General features: G+C 62.2%; 19 protein-coding genes and 3 pseudogenes. 6 read left to right on the forward strand and 16 right to left on the reverse strand.

Annotation, left to right across the window (positions count from 1 at the left end; genetic code table 11):
- Positions 1-1,062 carry a maleylacetate reductase gene (locus tag SB772_RS33870; protein ID WP_410837487.1) on the forward strand — a complete coding sequence of 354 codons (1,062 nt, stop codon included), beginning with the start codon at positions 1-3 and terminating at the stop codon, positions 1,060-1,062.
- A gap of 231 nt (positions 1,063-1,293) precedes the next feature.
- Here SB772_RS33870 and SB772_RS33875 read toward each other — a convergent pair.
- The 10 genes and pseudogenes from SB772_RS33875 to SB772_RS33920 all read right to left on the reverse strand — a co-directional run.
- Positions 1,294-1,449 (reverse strand): annotated as a pseudogene (locus SB772_RS33875) (ferredoxin family protein); the annotation flags it as partial.
- An 80-nt stretch (positions 1,450-1,529) separates the two neighbouring features.
- The gene (locus SB772_RS33880) at positions 1,530-2,114 is read right to left on the reverse strand and encodes a c-type cytochrome (RefSeq protein ID WP_410837488.1); all 585 of its coding nucleotides are present in this window, start codon (positions 2,112-2,114) and stop codon (positions 1,530-1,532) included.
- Positions 2,115-2,236: 122 nt separating this feature from the next.
- Positions 2,237-2,686, reverse strand: a complete 450-nt coding sequence (gene cynS, locus SB772_RS33885; protein WP_410837489.1) for a cyanase — start codon at positions 2,684-2,686, stop codon at positions 2,237-2,239.
- A gap of 21 nt (positions 2,687-2,707) precedes the next feature.
- Entirely contained in the window at positions 2,708-3,637 is a 930-nt protein-coding gene (locus tag SB772_RS33890) for an ABC transporter ATP-binding protein (protein WP_410837490.1), read from the reverse strand.
- Positions 3,627-4,532: an ABC transporter permease gene (locus SB772_RS33895; RefSeq protein ID WP_410837491.1), complete on the reverse strand. Its 906-nt coding sequence runs from the start codon at positions 4,530-4,532 to the stop codon at positions 3,627-3,629. Before SB772_RS33895 ends, SB772_RS33890 begins: the two co-directional genes overlap by 11 nt.
- 27 nt (positions 4,533-4,559) lie before the next feature.
- The gene (locus tag SB772_RS33900; protein WP_410837492.1) at positions 4,560-5,957 is read right to left on the reverse strand and encodes a CmpA/NrtA family ABC transporter substrate-binding protein; all 1,398 of its coding nucleotides are present in this window, start codon (positions 5,955-5,957) and stop codon (positions 4,560-4,562) included.
- 46 nt (positions 5,958-6,003) lie between these two features.
- On the reverse strand, positions 6,004-7,362 hold the full coding sequence (locus tag SB772_RS33905; protein ID WP_410837493.1) for an FAD-dependent oxidoreductase: 1,359 nt from the start codon (positions 7,360-7,362) through the stop codon (positions 6,004-6,006).
- On the reverse strand, positions 7,359-8,525 hold the full coding sequence (locus SB772_RS33910; RefSeq protein ID WP_410837494.1) for an acyl-CoA dehydrogenase family protein: 1,167 nt from the start codon (positions 8,523-8,525) through the stop codon (positions 7,359-7,361). The genes SB772_RS33905 and SB772_RS33910 overlap by 4 nt, the downstream gene beginning before the upstream one ends.
- Before the next feature lie 57 nt (positions 8,526-8,582).
- Positions 8,583-9,068, reverse strand: coding sequence for an OsmC family protein (locus SB772_RS33915; RefSeq protein ID WP_410837562.1), 486 nt, complete (start codon positions 9,066-9,068; stop codon positions 8,583-8,585).
- A gap of 303 nt (positions 9,069-9,371) precedes the next feature.
- Positions 9,372-10,913 (reverse strand): sigma-54 interaction domain-containing protein, encoded by a 1,542-nt coding sequence (locus tag SB772_RS33920; RefSeq protein ID WP_410837495.1) that lies wholly within the window; start codon positions 10,911-10,913, stop codon positions 9,372-9,374.
- Positions 10,914-11,513: 600 nt separating this feature from the next.
- Between SB772_RS33920 and SB772_RS33925 the strand changes: the two genes are divergently transcribed.
- A complete protein-coding gene (locus SB772_RS33925) occupies positions 11,514-12,011 on the forward strand; it encodes a hypothetical protein (RefSeq protein WP_410837496.1) in 498 nt (165 codons plus the stop codon).
- A gap of 57 nt (positions 12,012-12,068) precedes the next feature.
- On the opposite strand, the gene SB772_RS33930 is transcribed toward SB772_RS33925, so the two are convergent.
- The gene (locus tag SB772_RS33930) at positions 12,069-13,712 is read right to left on the reverse strand and encodes an FAD-dependent oxidoreductase (RefSeq protein ID WP_410837497.1); all 1,644 of its coding nucleotides are present in this window, start codon (positions 13,710-13,712) and stop codon (positions 12,069-12,071) included.
- A 362-nt stretch (positions 13,713-14,074) separates the two neighbouring features.
- Here SB772_RS33930 and SB772_RS33935 point away from each other — a divergent pair.
- A pseudogene (locus SB772_RS33935) lies at positions 14,075-14,404 on the forward strand (ATP-binding cassette domain-containing protein); the annotation flags it as partial.
- Positions 14,405-14,521: 117 nt separating this feature from the next.
- Here the strand turns inward: SB772_RS33935 and SB772_RS33940 are convergent.
- Positions 14,522-15,664 carry a porin gene (locus SB772_RS33940; protein ID WP_410837498.1) on the reverse strand — a complete coding sequence of 381 codons (1,143 nt, stop codon included), beginning with the start codon at positions 15,662-15,664 and terminating at the stop codon, positions 14,522-14,524.
- A 298-nt stretch (positions 15,665-15,962) separates the two neighbouring features.
- On the opposite strand from SB772_RS33940, the pseudogene SB772_RS33945 reads away from it, so the two are divergent.
- A pseudogene (locus SB772_RS33945) lies at positions 15,963-16,112 on the forward strand (metal ABC transporter substrate-binding protein); the annotation flags it as partial.
- Positions 16,113-16,207: 95 nt separating this feature from the next.
- Here SB772_RS33945 and SB772_RS33950 read toward each other — a convergent pair.
- The 3 genes from SB772_RS33950 to SB772_RS33960 form a co-directional block, all read right to left on the reverse strand.
- Positions 16,208-17,323, reverse strand: a complete 1,116-nt coding sequence (locus SB772_RS33950; protein ID WP_410837499.1) for a succinylglutamate desuccinylase/aspartoacylase family protein — start codon at positions 17,321-17,323, stop codon at positions 16,208-16,210.
- A 266-nt stretch (positions 17,324-17,589) separates the two neighbouring features.
- On the reverse strand, positions 17,590-18,372 hold the full coding sequence (locus SB772_RS33955) for an ABC transporter substrate-binding protein (RefSeq protein ID WP_410837500.1): 783 nt from the start codon (positions 18,370-18,372) through the stop codon (positions 17,590-17,592).
- Between the two features lie 153 nt (positions 18,373-18,525).
- Positions 18,526-18,729: a hypothetical protein gene (locus tag SB772_RS33960; protein WP_410837501.1), complete on the reverse strand. Its 204-nt coding sequence runs from the start codon at positions 18,727-18,729 to the stop codon at positions 18,526-18,528.
- Positions 18,730-19,127: 398 nt separating this feature from the next.
- Here SB772_RS33960 and SB772_RS33965 point away from each other — a divergent pair, with 398 nt between their 5' ends.
- Together SB772_RS33965 and SB772_RS33970 are read left to right on the forward strand one after the other, a co-directional pair.
- Complete coding sequence (locus SB772_RS33965) at positions 19,128-20,249, forward strand: extracellular solute-binding protein (protein WP_410837502.1); 1,122 nt, start codon at positions 19,128-19,130, stop codon at positions 20,247-20,249.
- On the forward strand, positions 20,249-22,075 hold the full coding sequence (locus SB772_RS33970; protein WP_410837563.1) for a diguanylate cyclase domain-containing protein: 1,827 nt from the start codon (positions 20,249-20,251) through the stop codon (positions 22,073-22,075). Before SB772_RS33965 ends, SB772_RS33970 begins: the two co-directional genes overlap by 1 nt.
- A 54-nt stretch (positions 22,076-22,129) precedes the next feature.
- Here the strand turns inward: SB772_RS33970 and SB772_RS33975 are convergent, their stop codons facing one another.
- Positions 22,130-23,629 carry a mannitol dehydrogenase family protein gene (locus SB772_RS33975; RefSeq protein WP_410837503.1) on the reverse strand — a complete coding sequence of 500 codons (1,500 nt, stop codon included), beginning with the start codon at positions 23,627-23,629 and terminating at the stop codon, positions 22,130-22,132.
- Between the last annotated feature and the right edge of the window lie 170 nt (positions 23,630-23,799).

Genomic DNA, 23,799 nt, shown 5'->3' on the forward strand with positions numbered 1-23,799 from the left:
ATGTACGAATTTACCTACACGACGCTCGCTTCGCGGGTGGTATTCGGCGCCGGCAGCATGAAGCTCATCCAGCAGGAAGTCGAGACGCTGGGAGCTCGCAGGGCGCTGGTTCTGTGCACCCCGGAGCAGAGAGCGCAGGCCGAGATCGTTTCATCTCTGCTCGGTCCGTCGAGTGCCGGAGTCTTTGACGGGGCGCAGATGCATGTACCCATTGAAAACGCTCGCCGTGCACGCGAGTACGCGAAAGCGGTTAACGCGGATTGTGCGGTGGCCATTGGCGGAGGCTCGACGATTGGTCTCGGCAAGGCCGTCGCGCTCGAATCATCCCTGCCGATTATCGCCATCCCGACGACCTATGCGGGTTCGGAAATGACCCCGATCTACGGCATAACCGAGGATGGGCTCAAGCGAACCGGGCGCGACGCAAAGGTTCTTCCAAAAACGGTTCTCTACGATCCGGAGTTGTCAGTCGGTTTGCCGGATCACCTCTCGTTCGTGAGCGGCCTGAATGCAATCGCACATGCGGCCGAGGGGTTGTATGCAAAGGACGGAAACCCGGTCATGTCGCTGATGGCTGAAGAGGGAATCCGGGCACTCGCCAATGGTCTGCGTGGCGTGAAGAAGAGCAGCAGGGACAAGACGGCGCGCAGTGAGTGCCTGTATGGCGCGTGGCTTTGTGGAACGGTTCTCGGCAATGTCGGTATGGCGCTCCATCACAAGCTCTGCCACACACTTGGCGGGACATTCAACCTTCCGCACGCGGAGACGCACGCAATTGTTCTTCCACATGCGCTCGCCTACAACAGTATCGCGGCAGCGGATGCAATGACACGAATTGCGCGGGCACTCAATGCCGACTCCGCCGCAGATGGTTTATATGAACTGAGCCATGAGCTCGGTGTGCCACGAGGGTTGCGTGAGATTGGACTGAGCGAGGCCGACCTCGATCACGCGTGCGAAGTGGCAATGTCGAATCCATACTGGAACCCACGTCCAGTGGAGCTTGCTCCCCTTCGGGAGTTGCTCCAGCGGGCTTGGCAAGGCAGTCGACCTCGTCCTTGAGAAACGGCCCGGTTCATACGCAAATGCATTGATTTCAGGGCCGGTCAGTGTGTGGTTCCGGCGCCGCCGTCCGCCGCGATACAAACGTCGGGCAGCGCTCCAACCGCTCCGACCCGTCAGCCAGGCTATGAATCGCTTGGGCCGCACCTCGCCCGCAGCAGTTGGACACCGGCACTCGACACGATTCACGAGGAAAACGGTTCACAAATGGATCGCTGAAATCGATGTCCGTCAACCGAACTTGAACAGGATGCCGTGACCACCGCGCGGGTAGTCCCACTCGATGTTCTGGTGGTCGGTGCAGAGAATGCGGCGACTGCCGCATTCGAGGCAACCGTCGGTGATCAGCGTCACCGCGCCGTTGCCTTCGGCCTTGTAGCACGGCGCCAGCATGGCCGCTGTGTCCACGCTGCGGTCGGCGGGTGAGCGGCCGCTGCCGACGTTAGCGTTAGATCGCAAACAGCGCTTTATCGGGAGTTCGGTGTAACGCTGCTCTTCGATACGGCCGTGTTGGCAACCTGGACGTTACCGTGTACCAGTTGGCCGTATTTTTCCTTCGATATCCCGCGCTCGGCGTAGATAAACGCAGCCGCTTGCCAAATCGCCTGGTCCGACTGCGTCGTCCCGAACGACGGCATGGCCGTCATGTTCACGCCATGCTTGATCGTCCAGAACATCAGCACTGGCTTATTACGACGGTCTGCAGACAGCAGCGAGGGCGCGGCTGGCTGAATGCCATGTCCAATGGCACTTAGCGGCCGGTCGGGCGCACCGTGACAGAGGGCACAGCTGACGTCGTACATGCGCGCACCCGCACGAATGTTTTCAAGCGACAGCAGGTCGCCAGGCGCAACGTCAGATCCAGCGCGCCGGTGTAAGGAGGCTTCGTACGTCCCGTGCAGCATCTTCGCTACGATCGGGTTGTCTTTGGAACTTGCTGAGACGTCGTACACCCCGGAATACATGAAAGCAAAACCGGCACCGGCAAGCAAAACGAACAATGCTACGGCGGTGGCGATAACTGTCGCAATTCCGGAACGATGGGTCAACATGATGTCGTGCCGCCTGTAGATTGAACATTACTTCTATTCTCCCGTGGCGTTGCTTGCCGAACAGTGTCACCTCGATTACCGATTTGTCATTTGCCAGGAGGGCTTGCCCCGTAACCTCGCTGTCAATACGTCTTGTAAGGCAGGAATTTGCCCGACAGCAGGACCTTCACGCGGTCTCCCTTAGGATCTGCTTCACGCTGGATGTCCATTGAAAAGTCGATGGCGCTCATGATGCCGTCGCCGAATTCTTCGTGGATCAATTCCTTGATCGTCGAGCCATAGACGTTGACGATTTCATACCACCGGTAGATGAGCGGATCGGTCGGCACGGACGTGGCCAGCGAACCCTTATACGGCACGATCTGCAGCCACGCCACCGCCTCCTCGGACAAACCGAAGATCTCGCCAGCGATTTCCGCCTGATGCTTCGTGAACGTCATCTGCCCGAGGCACGCGGCCGTCGTCCATTCCTTGCTCGCGCCAATGCGCTCTGCGATCTCGCTCCATTTGAGACCGTTCGCGACTTTCGCCGAAACGATCATCTGCGTCACTTCACTGCGGCTGGAAATCATTGTGTGCTCCTGTTGAAAATGTCAGGCGATTGCCTTCATTGCCGGCACGGTCGTGCCGATCATTTCGTTGACGTCGTCGAGGCCAGGGCGCACGAGGCGCGGTTGCGTGCTCCTGCCGGGCTTAGCCGCACGCGGGTCGTGCAGTTCGCGCGAGCGACGCACCAGAAAATCGACGAGGTGATTGCGGATCCGGTGGAACTGCGGATCGTGATGGATCGTTTCGCGACGACGGTCGGCAGGCAAGGTATTGATGACGATCTCCGCAATCTGCGCGCGCGGGCCGTTGCTCATCAGCATGATCTTGTTCGACAGCAGAATGGCCTCGTCGACATCGTGGGTGATCATGAACACGGTCTGGTGCGTCGCTTTGCAGATCTTCAGAAGTTCGTCCTGAATCACGCCGCGCGTGAGCGCATCCAGTGCGCCGAACGGTTCGTCGAGCAGTAACATGCGCGGCTCGATCGCGAATGCGCGCGCGATGCCCACGCGCTGCTTCATCCCGCCCGACAGCTCTGACGGCTTTTTGTGGCCCGCGCCCTTCAGCCCGACCATGTCGATGAAGCGCGCGCCGTGCACGGCGATCTGTTCGCGGCTCCAGTCAGGGTGGCGCGAGCGGATCGCGAACGCGATGTTCGCATCGACGGTGAGCCATGGCAGCAACGCATGATTCTGGAACACGACACCGCGATCGAGACCGGGTCCCGACACTTCTCGATTGTCCATGATGACGTGCCCGCTCGAAGGCGCTTCGAGCCCGGCCAGCACGTTGAGAATCGTGCTTTTGCCGCAGCCCGAATGTCCGATCACGCAGACGAATTCGCCCTTGTCGATCGTGAAGCTGACGTCTTCGAAGACGGGCGGCGCATCGTCACGATAGCGCTTGGTCAGCGCTTCGACGCTCAGAAAGCTGGTGGCGCTGGCAGGTTGCGTTCGAGCGGGGTCAGTCGACATAGGTCACCTTGCGCTGTAATTGGGCGAATAACAGATCGAGCACCATGCCCGTCAGTCCTATCAGCAGCACGGAAAACAGTACGTTCGACAGGGACAGGTTGTTCCATTCGTTCCACAGGAAATAGCCGATCCCCGTACCGCCGACAAGCATCTCCGCTGCAACGATCACAAGCCACGCAATGCCCATCGAAATGCGCATGCCGGTCACGATGGTCGGCGCCGCGGCGGGCAGAATCACCGTCAGCGCGCGGCGCAGCGGCGGCACTTCCAGCGTGAGGGCGACGTTCAGCCAGTCGCGCCGCACGGCCGCGACACCGAACACCGTGTTGATCAGCATCGGCCACACCGAACAGATGAAGATCACGAAGATCGCGGACGTCGAAGAGCTTCTGATCGTGTAGAGCGCGATCGGCATCCACGCGAGCGGCGAGATCGGTTTGAGTACCTGGATAAACGGATTGAACGTCATGAACGCGAGCCGCGACATGCCGATCAGAAAGCCGAGCGGCACCGCAACGACAAGCGCGAGCGCATAGCCGCCCGCCACACGGGCAAGCGAATAGCCGAGCTGAATGCCGAAGCCCTTATCGTTAGGTCCGTCGTCGCGAAACGGATGGGCGAGCTGACGCCCAGCTTCGTGCGCGAACTGTGCGGGCGTCGGAAAGCCGGTCACCTTCGTGGCCTGTACGCCGCCCGCGGCCGTCTCAGGAATCTTGCCCATCAGCATCAGGTATTCGGTCTCTTCCGCGCTTCGGGCACGCTGTGCGGGACCGTTGGCGGTGCCGCCAGTGGGCGTGTACGTTGCCGCCTGCCAGATCGCCAGCAGCAACAGGAGCAGCGCGACCGAGCACAACGCCGCTCTGGCACGCAACGATAAAGACATCGGTTGGGTCATACGGGTTCTCCTTCGTGCGAAGTGCGCCTAGACGCGTCTGATGGCAAAGCCGTTGACGTACTCATTCGGGCGGCTGGGATCGAACGCGCGGCCCATCACCGTGACCGGCCGGTAACCCTGACCGGACGAGACGGCCGAGGCGTCCTGCACGTCGCCCACCTGCTTCATCGCCGCGCGCGCATCGGTCAGCAGAAACACCTGCGATGCGAGCGCCTGATAGTCGACACTGCCCTTCACGTAACCCCAGCGCTTCATCTGCGTCATCATCCATGTGGCCATCGAATACCAAGGCAGCGGCTCGAAATCGATGCGGTCAGCAACGCGCTGCACATGGCCGAGACCGTCGGCGAAGGTGCCCGTCAGCACCTGGCGCACGACGAGTTCGGGCTGGTTCAGAAACGCCGGCGCCGACACCATCTTCGCCAGCGCAAGCCGGTTGGCTGGCGCGCGGGCGAAAGCGGACGCCTTGAGGTTCGCGCGCAGCAGCGCGGCGAACGTGTTCGGGTTCTGCTGTACGAACGCTTCGGAGACGCTGAACGAACAGCACGGATGCCCGGCCCAGATGTCCTTCGACAGCACGTGGATGAAGCCGACCTCGTCGAACACCGCGCGCTGGTTGAACGGATCGGGGCCAAGAAAGCCATCGATGTTGCCCGCGCGCAGGTTCGCGATCATCTCGGCGGGCGGGGTGACGCGCAACTGCACGTCGCGATCGGGATCGATGCCGTGATCGGCGAGGTAATAACGCAACAGGAAGTTGTGCATCGAGTAGTCGAACGGAATCGCGAAACGCATGCCCTTCCATTTGCGCGGATCGCGATTCTCTTTATGACGCAGCGAAAGAACGATGGCTTGGCCATTGACGTTCTGGATCGTCGCGACACGCGTGGGCGCAGGTTGCGAACCGATGCCCATCGAAATGGCGAGCGGCATCGGCGCGAGCATGTGCGATGCGTCGAGTTCGTGATTGAGCATCTGGTCGCGCACGAGCGCCCAGCCGCCGACCTTGCGCAGCGTCACGTTGAGCCCCTGCTCGCGATAGAGCCCGAGCGGTTCACCGGCGATCAGCGGCGTCGCGCAGGTGATCGGCAGAAAACCGACTGTGAGATCGCGCTTCTCGAGATTGCCGCGCCGCTCCTGCGCGAACGCCTCCTGCAGCAACGCAATCGGCAGCACGCTGCTGACGGCCGCACATGCTGCGCTCCTGCCGACAGCGCGTATGAACCGGCGACGGGTCGCGTCGTGCGGAAACAGTGCACGCACGCCGGCGGCTTCGACGAAGTCGCGCATCACGGTATCGGCATCGTCGGTTTGCGGAGCGCGCATCGCCTCTTCGTGCTCGAAAGAATCTGCATGACGCCCGCAGGCGCAGCCGCCGAGCGTGGCATCGGCGTCGAACGGCCGGTAACGATTTACGCTATCCATCGCGAATCCCGTATGTGGAAAAACCGGTTGAAGCCGAACAGCGTCGTCAAGTCGCCATCTGTGAATGCGGCCGCCCAACGTCGAGCGACGCGACGATGTGACCATCGCGGCACTGCGCCATCGACAGAACTGTCGGCTCGTCGACGACCGTTTGCCACGCCAGCTCGCGCGACGGCAAACCACGCACGACGATCGGCAGCGAGCGCGTCTTCACGCGGATCACAGGGGGCTGATGCCGGTAACCCGCGTGCTCGATGCCGAGCACCTGATGAGCGATCGCATCGGCCTGCGCCGCAATCGGCTCGATATAGCGGCACGGCTCACCTGCCATGCTGATGCAGTCGCCGAGCGCATACACATCGGCTGCGCTAGTTGCGAGCGTACGCGGATCGACCACGATGCCGCGTTCGAACGCGAGCCCCGCCGAACGCGCGAGCCGCGCTTGCGTGCCGAGTCCGGTCGCACACAGCACGAGATCGGCTTCGATCGCCTCGCCGTGGCCGGTATGCACGACGCGCGCGCCGTGCGGCAACGCGCCCTCAAGCGTCACGCCGGTGATCTGACGCGACGGCAGAAAGCCGATCCCTTGCTGGTGCCAGCATCCGAGAAGACGCTCGGATGCGGCGGGCGGCAACAGCATCGCGAGCGGCCGGTCATGTACATCGAGCACCGTCACCCTGTGCCCGGCGCGCGTGAAATCTTCGGCCAGCTCGCACCCGACGAGCCCCGCGCCGACGATCGCAACGCGCTTGCGCCCGCTCATCAGCACGCGCCGCACGCCCTGCCACATCGCCAGGTCGTTGATGCGCCAGCACAGGTGGCGCGGCAATTGCGGCGGAGTCGTTGCGCGGGCGCCCTGCGCGATCACGAGATGCGTGTAGCGCAACGTGCCGGACGTGGTGCGCAACTGATGCAGCGCGGGCGAGAGTCCCGTTGCGTAAGTGCCGGCGAAGAGCCGGACGCGCAAGCGCGCGGCTGCGTCCTTGCCGCGTTCGCTGACGAGGCGCTCGGGCGTGCGCTGCTCGCTCAATGCGATCGACAGTTCGGGCTTGCGATAGCGGTCGCCGTCGCAGGCCGTGACGAGCGTGATAGGCACCCCCGAATCGACTGCACGGATTGCTTCCACCGCTGCCCATCCGGCCGTGCCTCCGCCCACCACGACGATGCCCTCGCGCCGGTCGGCGTACGCGCTGCCTGCCGCGTCTTGCGCGGCAAGCGTGGCCGCCACGTAGGGAACGAAGTCGGCCTTGGTCACACCGCATAGCGGGCACGACCAGTCGTCCGGAATATCGTCGAAGCGCGTGCCGGGCGCGAGCCCGCTGTCGGGGTCGCCGAGCGCTTCGTCGTATATGACGCCGCAAGCGCGGCAGACGAACTGTTTCCAGTCGACGGAGATCATGCTCATGCCGGCAGTTCCTCTGCGGAAAGACGCGCCATTTCCCAGCGCAGATGCTTGAGCGCGGGCGTCACGATCGCGACGAAATGCGATTCGCGGATCCGGCGTTGCGGCGCAGCGCTCATCAGATAGCCGCGCGCGCCCTGATGCAGCAGCGACGCCTGTGCAGCGCGCAGTGCGAGTTCGGCGCCGCGCGCGCGCAGGTCGAGCACGTCGAGCAGATAGTCGGTACTGCCGTCGTACGCGTTTTGCGCGAGCCGTTGCGCCTGCGCCGACGCTTCGGCAAGTTCAGCTGACAGCTCGTCGGGCCGATCGTGCAGAAAGCGGTTGACGTGACCGAGCAGCGGTTCGACTTCGACGCTCGAATCGATGCTGCCCTGCGCAACGCCAAGCGCCATGCCCACCTGCAGCAGGATGAACGCGGGCTTGATGCGCGCGATGAAGGGCCGCGCGGGATCGGCGATCAGATCCGCCTCGCCAACGAAGTAATCGCGTAGCCGGACGCCCCAGGTGCTGGTGCCTTCCATGCCCGAAAATACCGGACAATGACGCAGTTCGACGCGCTCATCGCACTTCAGGAGAAACATCACTTCGTGCGACACCGAGCCGTCGTCGCGCTGCACGGTGGCAATCGCGCCGCAATACTGCCCGTGTTTGATATGACTGACCCAAGGCAACGTGCCGTTGACCAGATAGCCGCCGGCCGCCGGTGTCGCGCGGAACATCATCGGCTCGATACCCGAGAATGCCTTCATCGGATTCGACAAGGCCGTGCCGCCGAACGTGCGCCCGTGCGCGTGGTCGTCGAGCAGCGCGTCGCGCAGATGCGGATTGCCTGACTGCTCGATGTAGAGACCGCAGACGTCGTGCGCCCACATTAGAAAGCCGGTCGCGCCGCACGCGCGGCTCGCCTCCTGCATCGCCGCGAGCGACAGGCCGAAGCGCCCGCCATGCTGGTCCAGATGCACGCCGAGCGCGCCGGCCGCACCGAGCGACGCCATTACATCGAGCGGGTAATGCCCTTCGTCGATGCGCTGCGCCGCTGCGGCGAGCGGTCCGCGCGCGATGTCGGTCACGCGCTTCATGACGGTTTCGTCGCGCCAGCCGTCGCCGGCATTGCCGCCTTGAACGGCGAGCCCGCACGATTCACGTGCTAACAGTGCGCTTTCCATGAAGATGTCCCTGATGATCCGCAGCCTGAATGCGGCTGCGGAAGAATGACCAGCCGCTCAGTCCGCGAGTTCAACGCTCATCGGGATCGGGTTGCGCATCGAATTCGCGACGGGCGAATAGAAGTTCGCGTGACGCACGATCTCCTCGAGTTGCTGGCGGCTCGCGTTGCCTTCGATGGCGATCTTCACGCGGATATTCTGGAAGCCCATCTGAGCGGGTTCCATCTGCGCGCCGCCTGCGCCCCATGCGGCCGGATTGCCGATGTCGGCTTCAAGAAACACTTCGAGCTTCGACAGCTTGACCTGCTTCCAGGTCGCGACGGCGGTGATGCCGACCGCAAGGCAGCCACCCAGACCGGACAGGACGATTTCGCCGGGCGCCGGCGCAGTATCTTCACCGAACAGATGCAGCGGCTCATCGACGACGACCGGCTGATGATTGCCGACATAGCTGAGCGAGCGGTACATGCCCTGCATCACCGTGTGAACGTTATTCTTGCCGCGCGCGCCCGGGTTATTGCGGCCCTTCTCGGCAAACGCCATCAGGCCGTCGCGGTCAATCGGACGCAGGTAGGTGGAGACGGTGGTCGGAAAATCGGTTGCGGTGTTCAAGTGAGACTCCTGATCGCTGATATTCGGGTATCCGCACGGTGCGCACATGACTGTGCGGCTGTGGGCGATGCCTTAAAAGCAACAGGTATGCCAGGCGGGTCTTTCTCCCCGTGGAGTCTTGCACCATAAGGCTTCGAGCGAGATACAAGGGCTGCCCCGTCATTTCTCCTGGCGCTCGCCGGCCCAACCGATGACTGACAATGTCGACAATGTCGCCATTGTCATCGCGCCCGATTATTCGTCGGCGAGGCCGAGCTTGCGCCAGCGATAGCTGAACTGACGCGCGGTCATGCCGAGCATTTGCGCGGCGCGCGACTTGTTGCCGCCGCATTGCGCAACGGCATCGATGAGCGTCTGCGCCGGGTGAGAACCAACGCGGCCATACGGCCGGATAGCAGGTGCACCGGCGTACGCCGGTGCTTCGACCGTCGGCGTCTCTGCCCTGGCGGACACCGGTTCGTCCGTGCCGGGCGGCAGAAACGCCTCGATGTCGCTCGCGTCGAGCAAAGGCTTTTGCGCCAGCAGCACGATGCGTTCGATCAGGTTCGTCAGCTCGCGAATATTGCCGGGCCACGGATATTCCTGGAGCCGCGTGAGCGCACCGGCAGTCAGATTCACGTTGCGCTGGTTCGTCTGATTGGCGTGGTTGATGAAATGCAGCGCCAGCTCGCGGATGTCGTCGCGACGCTCGGCAAGCGTCGGCAGCCGAATCGGTATCACGTTGAGCCGGTAGAAGAGGTCCTGGCGGAATGTGCCGCGCGCGACTTCGCCTTGCAGATCGCGGTTGGTCGCAGCAACGAGCCTGACGTCGACGCGAATCTCCGACTTGCCGCCGAGCCGGGTGATCGTGCCCTCTTGCAGCGTGCGCAGCAGCTTCGTTTGCATCGTGAGCGGCAATTCGCCGATCTCGTCGAGGAAGATCGTGCCTTCATTGGCCTGCTCGAACCAGCCGGCGCGCGCGGTTGCCGCACCCGTGAACGCGCCGCGTTCGTAGCCAAACAGCTCCGATTCGAACAGCGTGTCGGGAATGGCGGCGCAGTTGATCTTGATGAACGCCTTGTCCGAACGCGGGCTCGCAAGATGCAGCGCGCGTGCGAACAATTCCTTGCCGGTACCTGACTCGCCCAGCAGCAACACGCTCGCCGACGAGTCCGACACGCGCTCGAGTTCGGATATGGCCCGCAACAGCGGTGGCGATGTGCCGATGATTCCGTAGCGCGCGGCCGCGGATTCCAGTGCGCGTGCGAGCGCCGCGTTCTGCATTTCGAGCGTGCGAGTCTTCTGTTCGAGGCTCGCTTCGAGCTGCAGCAACTGCCCGGTTAGTGTCGCGAGAATGCGCAAAAGCGTGACGTCGTCGGCGAGTGCGCGCGAGCGGCGCCGGATACGGTGGCACGCCAGCACGCCGACCGTGATCCGCTCGACGACGACAGGCAGTGCGATATACGCAACCGGCCCCGGCGGCAGCTTTTCGCGTTCTACGGCACGCCCGAGGAAGGCAGGCTCGTTGTCGATGTCCTGCACGATCGTAAGTTGCCCGTCGCGCAGCACGCGCCCCGTGATGCCTTCGCCGAACGCGTAGACGCCGCGTGCTACTTCCTCTTTCGTGAGGCCATACGCGTAACGAATGCGGCCGTGGCGACGATCGGGATCGGCGAGCACGACGCGTCCGCGGTTTAGCCCGAGCAGTTCGGACATCAAATGCAGCATCTCGCGCAGTACGGGTGCCGGCGACAAAGACTTGCCGACGTGCGCCATCACCTGTTGCAGCAGCAACATTTCGTGCTCCCGCCAGTAAGCGGGTGTTTCCGATTCGGGCGCGTCCGGCTCAGACTGACTGTCGCGGGTTTTCACAGTGGCGCGTCGCAGAAAAAGGTTTGACCATTATCTCTGCACATAAATCAGATGCCTTCGGGTATCCAGGCTATTTTTTCAGGCCAGCGCTCCTTTGCCCGCCGCATCCGCTTTCAATGCGGACACGAGGTCATCGGTATCATCCGACGATACCAGACGAGACATCGGTTTCGCATAGCGCCTCGCGGCGTCGCGCTGTGCGCGAAACCGAATGCTGTATGCCCGTCCCTTGTTCGGCAGAAGTCGACCCACTTCGGCCCGCCGGCTTTCTCCACAACGGATGGCCAGCCTCGGCATAAAAAGTACCTCATGGCAAATCTGTAATGGCCCTGTCCGTTTCGCGTCAGCTTCTATCTGCTATCCTCGAAGCGGTTTCCGCAATTGCATCACGACTGGGGCACATTCGTAGACAGTCCGACGTCGTGTTCCTTCCCCCGCATGAACCTGAGTTTCTTCAAGCAATGGTTAAGAAGCCCTGCAACCGTAGGCGCAGTGGCTCCTTCGTCGCGTTGTCTCGCCGATGCCATGGCTGACGGCGTCGAGGCGTTCGAGGCGATCGTCGAGGTGGGAGCTGGCACCGGAGTCGTGACGGACTCCCTCGTGCGCCGGCACCCGTCGGCGCGGCTGATCGTATTCGAGCTAGGAGATCAATTGGCCACCGAACTGAGAGGGCGATTTCCACAGGCCCATGTGGTCGGCGGCGCATTCCATGAGAACGTTTCGATTCTGCAAGAACTGCCAGCCAAGACGATTATTGTCTCAGGCCTGCCGTTTCGTTCGCTTTCGTCTGGCGTCGTCGAACCAACGGTTGCGGCCTTCGCCGAACTCCTCTACGCGGACCGCGCTCGACGTCTTGTGCAATTCACGTATCAACCGAGAGTTCCATTTACGGCCCCTATAGGCTTGCGTTGGCATCGCATCAAAACTGTCTGGCTGAATGCGCCGCCAGCGAACGTCTGGCATCTCAGCAGCAAGACCGACTGGCGAGGTAGCGACGCGGCGCATCTTGTCGCGTCGCCCTGATCCCTCCAGCACGATATAACGCGACGCGTGCCGTCTTACCAGTGGCATGCAGCATAGTTAATGCTGCAGATATTTGTGGGCGAACGCGATTGCCATGCTGCCCTCACCGACCGCTGAAGCGACGCGCTTGACCGGGCTCAATCGCACATCCCCACAGGCAAATACGCCAGGAACACTCGACTCAAGGAGGTAGGGATCCCGGCTATGGGACCAGCGTCCTGCCTTAACGACGTCGTCTCCGGTGAGAACATATCCGCGCACGTCGCGCGCGATTTCCTCTGGCAACCACTCGGTCTGTGCATCGGCGCCAATGAACACGAACAATCCACCACTGTCGTGCCGACGCACTTCTGCGCTCAGTCCATCGCGTACATCGATCGCTGTCAGATGGGTATCGCCGTATGCACCGACTACTTCCGACCGCAGTTGCACCGCTACGTTTAACTTCTCGCGAAGCTGCTCGACAAGGTAGCGAGACATGCTCTTCTCAAGCGAATCGCCTCGCAAGACAAGCGTAACCATGCGCGCATGATTGGCAAAGTACAAAGCGGCCTGGCCGGCCGAGTTTCCTCCACCGATCAGATAGACGTCGAGTCCGTGAGTAGCGCTTGCCTCGCTGCGTGACGCGCCGTAGTAAATTCCTTTACCGATAAACCGGTCGAAGCCATCGATCAGGAGGCGGCGCCACGTGACGCCAGTCGCGAGAATGATCGTTCGCGCCCGGATGACGTCGCCGCCGTCGAGGTGAACGTTACGCCCATCGACATCGATTCGAGCGACAGACCGTGTCACCAGAATCTCTGCACCGAGCCGCCTTGCCTGCTGCAGTGCACGGCTCGCGAGTTCGTCGCCCGACACACCGTTGGGGAAGCCGAGGTAATTCTCAATACGCGAGGATGTCCCGGCCTGCCCGCCCGGAGCTTCGCGCTCCAGCACAACAGTACGCAAGCCTTCCGACGCACCGTACACTGCCGCAGCAAGACCGGCCGGCCCGCCCCCAATGATCACCGTGTCGTATTCGGCCAGGCGGGGCTGCGTCTGCAGACCCAGCAACCCAGCAAGCTCGCGTGTTGCAGGTCGGCTCAGCACCGTCCCGTCGACCAGCCGCAACACCGGGCAATCCTCCTCTGACGGACAGGTTCCAGGCCAGCGCGTCGTCAGTTCGGGCGCATCCGGTGTCATCCAGTCGTAGCTGATCTGGTTGCGGGCGAGGAATTGGCGCAACGCTGTACAAGCGTTGTCCCAGCGACTTCCAATCATGGTCACGCGGGGCTTGGGCGGCTCTGCCGAGAGGCCTTGCAACCCGCCGATGCGCTCGCGCGCAAGGGTGCCCATCTTGAACGCAATTTCTGGCGACGCGGCAGCAAGTACGTAGTAACGCTGGGCGTCCACGCGCATGACACGCGACGGCTCTGCGGCCCGATAGGCGCCTGGAAACGGCGAACTCAGCGCGAGCGGCACTTCGCCAAAAATGGTTCCGGGCAGACGCCAGCCCAGCGTGCGCTCGATACCGTCGAACGTCTTGATGACTTCCATCTTGCCGGCCAGAACGGCATACAGCGCGCGCTCTCCACCTTCATGGACCGCGAATTCACCCGCACACAGATGCAGGTCTGCCGACGTGTGCGCGAGATGCTCCAGTTCGTCGTCAGGGAGTGTTGAAAACAGTGGAATCGCCCGGATGTCGTCGATCGTCAGCATGGCTTCGTCCAAACAGGCAATTGAGGTGAAGCTCGGTCCACCTGGTTTCAGGTCGTCGGCTTGGCCAAAAGAACATGCGCAGGCAGACGGCTCAGCCCCTGGTGTTTGATCCGAGGCGGGCACGACGCCGTTAGTCTTCCCGCACCGGGCGCGCCAATACTGCTCGAATAGTTATGCGAACGCATACCACAACTGCGCGAGAGCCAGCAGGCAGACCGAGCCAGTATATGACTTTCGGATGCGAATGTTTATTCGCTGGAGCCACTTCCCCGGTCTAAGCGCGGCGATAGCGTTCGCCGCTCCTCCGAGACAGCCGAGTAGCGCTACCAGCTCGTCCTTAAGCCGCCCAGGTCGAACAGCGTCGCGCCGCGCGGGTCGACGCGCTGCTCGAACTCACCGAACTGACGCGCAGCCGCCGAGCCGTCTTGTCGGGCGGGCAGCAGCGCCTGGCACTGGCTCGTGCGCTCGCCTGCGGGCCGGAGCTGTTGTTGCTGGACGAGCCCTTTGCCGCGCTGAACCCGCTGCTGCGCCACGACCTGCGCGGACAACTCGCCGATGTGTTCACGCACTGGAAGATGCCCGTCGTGACGATCACGAACGATGCCGTCGACGCGCTTGCGCTAGCCGTTGGGCAACCGGCGACAGCGGTCTTCAAGGCCTACTCGGTGATGGTGGCTGTCGCGTCGGCGTGAGCGTCGGGCACGTCATACGGTGCCTGCACTGACTGCCCAAAAGAAAAACGCCCCGTAGGGCGTTTTCCAGAACCGCGGGACAGCAGGGAGCTCGCGCTCCCCGCCGACAACACCCGATCAGAACTTGTGACGCAGGCCTGCGCGAACCGCCAGCTGCGTGCTTGCGCCTGCGGCCGGCAGGTAGCTGCTCGCGCTGGAGCCGATTTGCGCTTGCAGATCGGTATTTTTCGCCGTCTTGCCCGAAGCTTGCTGATAGACGCCCAGCAGGTACACATCGGTGCGCTTGCTCAAAGCGTAGTCGACGCTGGCGTCGATCTGATTCCAGTGACCGTTGGTCAGATCCTTTGCCTGCATGTACGTGTAGCCGAGTGCGCCCGTCAATGCCGGCGTGAATGCGTACTTGCCGCCTGCTTCGTACGCGTTGAACGTCGTCATGTGACCGGTGATCTGCTCGATGTTCGTGTGCGTCCAGAGAGCCCACATCGTAGCCGCGCCGATCGAGTACTTGCCGCCGACGCCGACCGTGGACAGATCCTTGGCCGTACCGCTGATCGCCGAGTTTGCGAGCGTCGTCGAGAAGGTCGTCGGCGATGCCGAACCCGGGTAGCGGATGTCCGTGTACGCAGCGCCGATGCCGAACGGGCCGTTCGCGTAGTTCAGGCCAAAGCTGTAAGCCGACGACGAACCGGTGGCGCCCGGTGCGCCGGCAAATGCGCCGGCCTGGTTCGAGAAGCCGTACATCGCGCCGAACGTCAGGCCCGCGAAGTTCGCGCTGCTGAACTTGACCGAGTTGCTGATACGGCTCGACGTGAGCTGGTCGATATCGTTGATGTGATAGGCGTAGTTACCTGCGACGGTTTGGCCGCCGTTGGCGTACGAGCCGCCGAGATAGTCGGTCGAGAACGAGTATTGACGGCCGAACGTGAGCGAGCCGATGCCGTTCTGCGAAAGACCGACGAATGCCTGACGGCCGAACAGCGAGCTGCCTTGACCCAGCGCGCCGGTGCCGGAGTTAAAGCCGTTTTCCAACGTGAAGAGCGCCTTCAGGCCACCACCGAGGTCTTCAGAACCACGCAGGCCCCAACGGCTACCTTGAGAGACGCCGTCGCCGTACTGATAGAGGTGCTGGCCTTGGGTGCCGGCATGATTGACATACGTGAAACCGGCATCGATCAGGCCATACAGCGTGACGCTGCTTTGCGCATGGGCGGCGCTGGCGAAGACGGCGAGAGTAGCGGCGGTTAATACTTTCTTGTTCAAGGAAATTCTCCGATTAAAAATTAAGCGATCGCGACGCCGGCTCTCCGGCGAGGTCGTGCGATGGGGCGAAATTTAAGGGAATGCAGAGTAAGGTCTGTGACAGCTTCGGTTATTTTTGTCATGTGTCGCGCTGGCGCGACACTCGGATAGCTTCGCTATCGGAAATCGCGCATATCGCCCGCGTATAAGCTTTTTCCATTCCGTGCGGTTATGCGTATGAAAAATGATTGGTTTCAGGGCGCTGCAGCGGCATGCGACGATGCGCGCCTGTCAATCAGAATCACTCGTGGGGAAACGCATGCAACGCCGGACAATCATTCAAAATCTGCTGGTTATAGCCGCCGTTTCGTCGACGGCAACGTTTGCGCACGCGGACGACAAACAACTCAAGGTCGGCACGATGAGCGGCCCAGATGCGCAGATCTGGTCGGAGGTGGCCGCCGCCGCATGAATGCAAATCGCCCGCTTGAGCAGCGGGCGATTTGCTTTATAGCTGAAGACTTGCCGGGCAGCGAGCGGCCGAGCCACGAACCGGGTTGCCGGTTAATTGCTCAACAGCGAGCCGCTTCTGAACGCGTTCGCGCCGGCAATGCGCGCGAACTCCAGCCCAGCCGTTGCAAAGCGCGTCAGATGCCGCGCGTACAACACGCCGGCCACGCTGCTCTTCAACGTCACCACGCGATCGGTCAGCGGATCGACGATGTCGGCGATCTCATGACCCACGTCGACCCAGCTGCCGACTTCGCAGCGGTACACCAGCACGCCGCTGATCGGCGCGACGATCGGCTCGGCGCCGGCCAGCGGCGTCGCGGCGAATTCGAGCGCCGGCAGCGGCGCGGGCGTGCCGTCGATCACGCCGCGCGAGCTCAGGTACTCGATGATTGCTTGCGCGTCGTGATCGGCGTACTCGTACGACACCTCGCGCTGGCCGCGCAGTTCGATCGTCACCGAAATCGAGCCGTTCGGAATCGGAAAGCGGTCGCCGTAACGGGCGCGCAGATCCGACCAGCAGAAGCTGTGAATTTCGTCGAACGGATTGCCCACCGAATTCAGCGCGAGCAGCGATGCCTTGGCGTCCAGATAGCAGGCGAGCGGCTCGACTTCCGGCCACAGATCGGGGTTCGTGTAGAGGTGCATCGCGGCTTCCCAGTCGCAATGCAGATCGAGCACGACATCGGCGTCGCAGGACAGCTTTTGCAGCATCAGACGTTGCGATTCGAGCTCGGTTTCCGGCTTTTGCTCGTCGAGCGCCTCGCGCATCGCCGCGCGGATCGCGAGGCGATTGGCGTCGATGTCCCCGGTCAGGCGCGCCTCGATGCCCGGCTGCACCAGCGCCGACAATTCGTAGAAGTTGCGGTTGAAGTTCTGCGCGGTGTTGGTCTCGAAGCGGCCGCTCAGGTGGCCGAGAAAGTGCTGATTCAGGCCGATAGGATTTGCCACCGGCACGATCACGACCTCGCCGCGCACCTTGCCGGCGGCTTCCAGCGCCGCGAGCTTGCGGCGCAACGCCCACGACACCAGCATGCCGGGCAACTCGTCGGCATGCAGCGACGACTGGATGTAAATCTTCTGCCCGCCGCCGGGACCGTAGTGAAAACTCGTCAGGTTACGGGCGGTGCCGAGCGTCGGGGCAATCAGCGGATGGGTTTGGGTTTGCATGGTTTTCAAAGTGCGCCGGCAAGTGACGCGTGCCGTGCTATGTCGTTGATTACAAAGGAAAGAGTGATTCGTGGTCAGTCTGGGGCAGGCCGTTGCGCGGCGCCTCGATCGCACGATCTTAGCCGATATGGTGCGGCAGGTGGTTTTGTGCGGCGTTCTGTGGATCGCCGTGCAAAAGAAACGGGCCCCGCGTGTGGCGGGGCCCGTCTTCATTACGCTTGGCTGGGGCGTGCCGTCAGGTACGCCGTGACGGCCCGGTTGCCGGATTAGCTGCCGTACACGTCGAAGTCGAAGTACTTCTTCTCGAGCTTCTTGTACGTACCGTCCTTGATGATGTCGGCGATGGCCTTGTCGACCTTCGTCTTCAGATCGGTGTCTTCCTTGCGCATGCCGATGCCTGCGCCGTTGCCGAGGATCTTCGGATCGTCCAGATCCTTGCCGACGAAGTCGAAGCCAGCGCCGCGCGGCGTCTTCAGGAAGCCGATCTCAGCTTGCACCGCGTCTTGCAATGCAGCATCCAGACGGCCGGAGATCAGGTCGGCGTAGACCTGGTCCTGGTTCTGATACGGCACGACCTTCGTGCCCTTCGCTTCCCAGTACGTCTTCGCGTAGGTTTCCTGGATCGTGCCTTGCTCGACGCCCACCGTCTTGCCCTTGAGCGAATCAGCCGTCGGCAGGATGCCCGAACCCTTCTTCGCGACGAGGCGCGTCGGCGTGTTGAACAGCTTTGCCGAGAAAGCGATCTGCTCAGCGCGTTGCGGCGTCATCGACATCGACGACAGCACGCCGTCGAACTTCTTCGCCTTCAGTGCCGGGATCATGCCGTCGAAGTCGTTTTCAACCCAAACGCATTTGGCCTTCAGGCGTGCGCAGATTTCATTGCCGAGGTCGATGTCGAAGCCAACGAGCTTGCCGTCCGAGCCCTTCGACTCAAACGGGGGGTAGCTGGCGTCAACGCCGAAACGGATAGTCGACCAATCTTTAGCGTGTGCGCCAATCGAGACGGTGGCAAGCAAAGCAACCGTCAAAGCCGCTAGCAGTTTTTTCACTGTTTAACTCCTCGGTGTAGTTCGAATACTCCCGCATGCGGTTGTGCCGCGGCGGGAAGTCCGGCGCGACTCACGACCGGACTTGGGTTTAAGCTGCCGGCCGGGGCGGCCAGCAGCGCGCGCCAAGCTTATCAGGTCAAAAAGATTGGGTAGCTAGTGAAACACCGGATAGCGGGCGAGAATTGCTTCTAAAGCCTGAATATGGTGGAAATCTGACGGCGCCGCCAATGCACGCTGCGTCGCGGTTACGCGTCGTTTAACGCCTTGTAAAGATGTTGCAAAGAAATTGGCTAATGTCTGAATTCGAAGGGAATTGCGGCGTCGATTTTCGGCGTCTTTAACGTTGTCGATCAGCATGCTGTAAAAACCGCCTGATTCCTTACCGGAAGAATTCGTAAGTTCAGGGCTGACGGCGCCACTTCAGGCGCGCCGGAACGCGCACGCTGAACGCCCCGGTTCGGTTAAAGATCCTGCGAGACTGGTCGTTATATATAAAGTGAGCGCGTTTAGTGCATCCTGCCAGCAGCCTGTTTCTGTCGCCGCCGGCAAGGCCCGGCCAAAAACGCGCTTCCTGGCGCTATGATCAACGCGCTGCGTGCCTACCGCGCGGCATAAGCAATATCTGTCTGAACAAGGTCATCGAAGCCATCGAGCACCACGCCGGCAGCCGAATGCCATGCGGCTGTGGACTGTGGTCGTTACGGCATCCTGCCGAATGGTGTTGAGTGAATGCACACGATTTGGAGGCAGATGAAATGCGCTGCGGCATCCCATCCTTCTGGCGGCGAATCGTATCCGGTGCAAGACGCTCGAAGCCATCGCGCAACGGCCTTGCTTCCGGTTTTTTGACACTGCTGCCAAGCGCCGTTTTCTGCGCTAGCCTTTTGTCGGCGGCACCGGTCGCCGCCGGCGAGAAAGTCCTGCGTGTGCTGGCATGGCCGGGATACGCGGACAGCGACGTGGTCAAGGCTTTCGAAACGCGTTTCCACGCGAAGGTGGAAGTCACGCTGGTCGATTCCGACGAGGCGCTATGGAACCAGATGCACGCCCACGGCGCGCCGCAATTCGACGTGCTGGCAGCCAATACCGCCGAAATCCAGCGCTATACCCGGGCGAATCTGCTGGCGCCGCTCGATCTGGCCAGTCTGCCCAATACCAGAAGACAATTGCCGCGTTTTCAGGCGCTGTCGTCGATCGCGGGACTGACCGCGGCAGGCAAGGTGTACGCCATTCCATTCACGTATTCGTCGATGGGACTGATCTATGATCGCAAGCAGTTCGCCGTTGCGCCGCGCTCGATGCGCGAATTGTGGAATCCGCGTTACCGCGGCAAGGTCCTCGACTTCAACAGTGCCCAGCATAATTTATCGTTCACCGCGCTGGCGCTGGGTTATGCCCATCCCTTTCAACTCGATGCCGTACAAATGCGCGTGATCGCTCGCAAACTGGTCGATTTGCGCCGCAATCTGCTGACGTATTACACGTTGCCGGAAGAGGCGACCGCGTTCTTCATCCAGCATAAGGTTGCCTTGATGTTCGGCAACTATGGCACCCAGCAGGTCGCTTTGCTGCGCCGCGCCGGCGCGGATGTGGGCTATGTGATTCCCGACGAAGGCGTGCTCGCGTGGCTCGACTGCTGGGCGATGACGAGTTCGGCGGCCGATCGTCCGCTCGCGCTCGCGTGGATCAATTACATGCTCGAACCGGACGTGAGCGCATTGTTGACGCAGCGCCAGGGGCTGGCCAACACGTTGACGGCGCCCGCGGAAAACAGCGACGACGCGCACATCGTCTGGATCGGTCCGGTGGAGGACATTCAGCGGCGCGAGGACCTGTGGAGCAGAATCGTGTCGGGAGACCGGTCGGAGCGCTTTTGATCATGCGCCCGGGGCTCACTTTCAAGTTATCGGTGCTGCTTGCGTGCATCGGCGTGCTTGCGTCCGGAGCGACCGGCTATTACGCGTATCGCGCCAATCGCACGATGCTGGTGAGCGAAGCCGAACGCAGCCTGCTGACCTCGACGGAACTGTTGGGTCAGCGCTTTTCAGTGGAGATCGGCGACGCCGCCGCCGATGCGCAGGTGCTCGGCGGCATGCCGTCCGCGGCCGCCGTCGCGCAGTTCGACAACGGTCTCGGCGCAAATAAATCGCGCGAAAGGCTGGCGCAGGTATTCGCCAGTTTCATGGCTCACCACGCCGAATATTTGCAGATCCGTCTGATTGCCCGTCAACACTACGGGCTGGAATTGATCCGTTTCGATCGCGATGCCAACCGCGCGGTGCGAGTCGAGGGGAGCGCCTTGCAGGAAAAAGGCCAGTTTTCGTACGTGTTCGATACGCTGGCGCTGGCGCCGGGCCGCATCTATACCTCGCCGATCACGATCAATCGCGAACACGGCGCACATTCCGCCGAAGGCAAACCGACGCTGCGGCTCGGCACGCCGGTGGCGAACGCAAGCGGCGCGGTGGTGGGTGTCGTGGTCCTCGACATCGACCTCGCCGGACTGCTCAAACGTCTACAGAGCGATCTGCCGAGCGACTACCAGGTCTATCTCGCCAACGAGTGGGGCGATTTCCTGGTCCATCCCGATGCCTCGAAAACGTTCGGCTTCGACAACGGACGGCGCGTCTTCATGCAGGACAGTTTTGCCGCTACGCGGCCGCTCTTCGAGCAGTCCAGAAGCGAAGTACTTCTGAACGGTCTCACGCTGCCGGGGCAGGCTGCCGGTCAGGTGCTCGCCTTCGTTCGCAGACCGTTCGGCGTGTCGGAAGGCAACCGCTTCATCGTACTGGGCCTCGCCAAGCCGCTTGCCGACGTACTGTCCGACGCCAACCTGCTGGGCGATCGAATCATTCGGATGGTGTTGGTCTCGAGCGCGATGGCGATTATCCTCGCAATCCTGTTCGCTCGCGCATTGACCAAACCTTTGCATATTCTGGCGCACGCCGCGACCCATCTGTTCGCGGGCCAAGCGATGGAAACGCTGCCGCTCAAACGTACCGACGAAATCGGTGTACTGGCGCGCTGCTTCGATCGTCTGCGCCGCGAAATCAAGGCGCAAATGGATGTACTGCATAACAAGCAACATGAACTCGTTCATCTCGCCACGCACGATGGCTTGACCGGCCTGCCCAACCGCATGTTGTTCATGCAGAAGCTCGAAGCGGCGATCGAAGAAGCGACGAGGCGCGGTGAACGGCTCGCCGTGCTGTTCATCGATCTGGACCGCTTCAAGCAGATCAACGACCAGTTCGGTCATTCCGTTGGCGACAAGGTGCTCGTTGCGATGGCGCGGCGTCTGAGGCATGAGCTGATCGCAACAGACGTCGTGGCGCGGCTGGGCGGCGACGAGTTCATCGCGCTGCTCGAAGGCTCGCGTTCTGCCGACGCGGCGCCAAAGATCGCTGCGCGGATCATGGACACGTTGAATGAGGAATTGGTGATCGACGCACATTGCATGACGGTGGGCGCCAGCATCGGCATCAGCCAGTTTCCGGCCGATAGCGTGACAGCCGAGGAGTTGCTGCTCAACGCCGACGCCGCGATGTACGCGGCCAAATCCGGCGGACGTTGTGCGTATCTGAGCTACCGGGATCTGCTCGATGCGCAGAAGCGCGAGCAGGAGCGGGGTATGCAGGAGCGGGGCATGCAGGAGGACGCGGAAGGCAGCGGGTCGAGCCTGCTGCCTGAAGCGCCGGTTTGATGCGGTGAGCCGTGCCGAACCTTGCGGTCCGGATGCTTGCGGCAAGGAGCGTGTTCATTGCGCAGCGGCTATCGCACCGCGTGCGCCGTGGTCATGGAGCAACTGCAATGCGTCATGAAGGGTTGTTGCGAAGAGCGGCAGCGCGGCAAGCTGCTCCGGAAATACTTCGCGCACGGACAGTAACGCGGCAAGCAGCGCCTGCGGTTCACCACGCGCCGACGTTGCAAGCGCCTTCAGCCTATCGCCAAGCGGATCGCTGATTTCGTAGCGCGTGCCGTCGTCCGCATGGCCACGCAAAAACATCATCCATGCCGCGATCGCCAGCGCGAGGCGCGTGAATGGCTGGCCCGCCTCGATCCTCGCGGCAATCGTGCCGAGCAAACGCGGCGGAATCTTCTGACTGCCGTCCATTGCAATCTGTGCGCAGCGATGTTTGAGTGCCGGGTTCGCGTAACGATCGAGCAATGCGTCCCGATAGGCGAGCAGGTCGAATGACGCGGGCACGGTCAGCGTCGGCGCGATTTCGTGCGTCATCATCGCGTGAATGAGATTGCGCATGGCGGGGTCGGCGATCGCCGTGTCGATGGTGTCGAAGCCGCCTAGCATCGACAGATAGGCGAGCGTCGAATGCGCGCCGTTCAGCATGCGCAGCTTCGCCAGCTCGAACGGCGTGACGTCGTCGACGAGTTGCGCGCCAACCGCGTCCCACCCAGGACGTCCCCCCGGAAAACGGTCTTCGATGACCCATTGCCGGAACGGCTCGCATGGCACCGGCGCGGCGTCCCGATAGCCGAGCGCGGCGGCGGCCGAAGCGCGTTCGTCTTCGGTGGTTGCCGGCACGATGCGGTCGACCATCGTCGATGGAAACGCGACCTCGGCGGCGATCCAGTCGGCCAGTGAAGGATCGAGTTGCCGGGCGAACGAACAGACCACCTGACGCAGTGCAGCACCGTTATGCGCAAGGTTGTCGCACGACAGCACGGTAAATGGTTTGCCGTCCGCGATGTCCGCATCGCCGCGCCGCTCGCGCAACGCGGCCACGAGAATGCCCGGGACTGTGCGCGGGGAGAGCGGGTGCGCCAGATCGTGCGCGACGGCGTCGTCGTCGAGCGCGACCTCGCCGGTTTTCGGATCGCGGCAATAACCTTTTTCAGTCACCGTCAGCGAAACGATTCGCACCCGTGGATCGGCGAGGCGCGCGAACAGCGCTGCATGATCGTGCGGCATGGCCAGCACTTCCCGCAGCGCGCGCACGACGGTCACCTTGGCGCCGTCCGGCCCGCGCTCGACCACGCTGTACAGACCTTGCTGTTCCATGAGCGTGTCGCGCTTGCCGAGGTCGCCTTGCAGCGTCACGCCGCAAATGCCCCAATCGCCACCCGCGGCCAGCATGGCTTCTTCCGTATAAAGCACCTGATGCGCGCGATGAAAATTGCCGATGCCCAGATGAACGATGCCGATGCGCGGCTCGCGCCACTGCGTCGATAACAGGTGGGTTTCCAGCACGGGCAATGCTTGACGGCTGAGGCGAGGCAGGGCGGCGGCAGATGTCATGAGATGGAATCCAGGTAGCGGAAACAGCTTGAAAAACGACGTCGAAATAATGTCGATTAACGGGAACCAGCGGGGAAACAACGGGAAAACCCTGATTTGACGACTTGATATACTTGTATGGTAGCATCGTTCGAACGGCGTGAGTGATGCATGACACACGTGTTTTTGCA

Source organism: Paraburkholderia sp. SIMBA_030 (genome assembly GCF_046535245.1).
Taxonomy (GTDB): Bacteria; Pseudomonadota; Gammaproteobacteria; order Burkholderiales; family Burkholderiaceae; genus Paraburkholderia.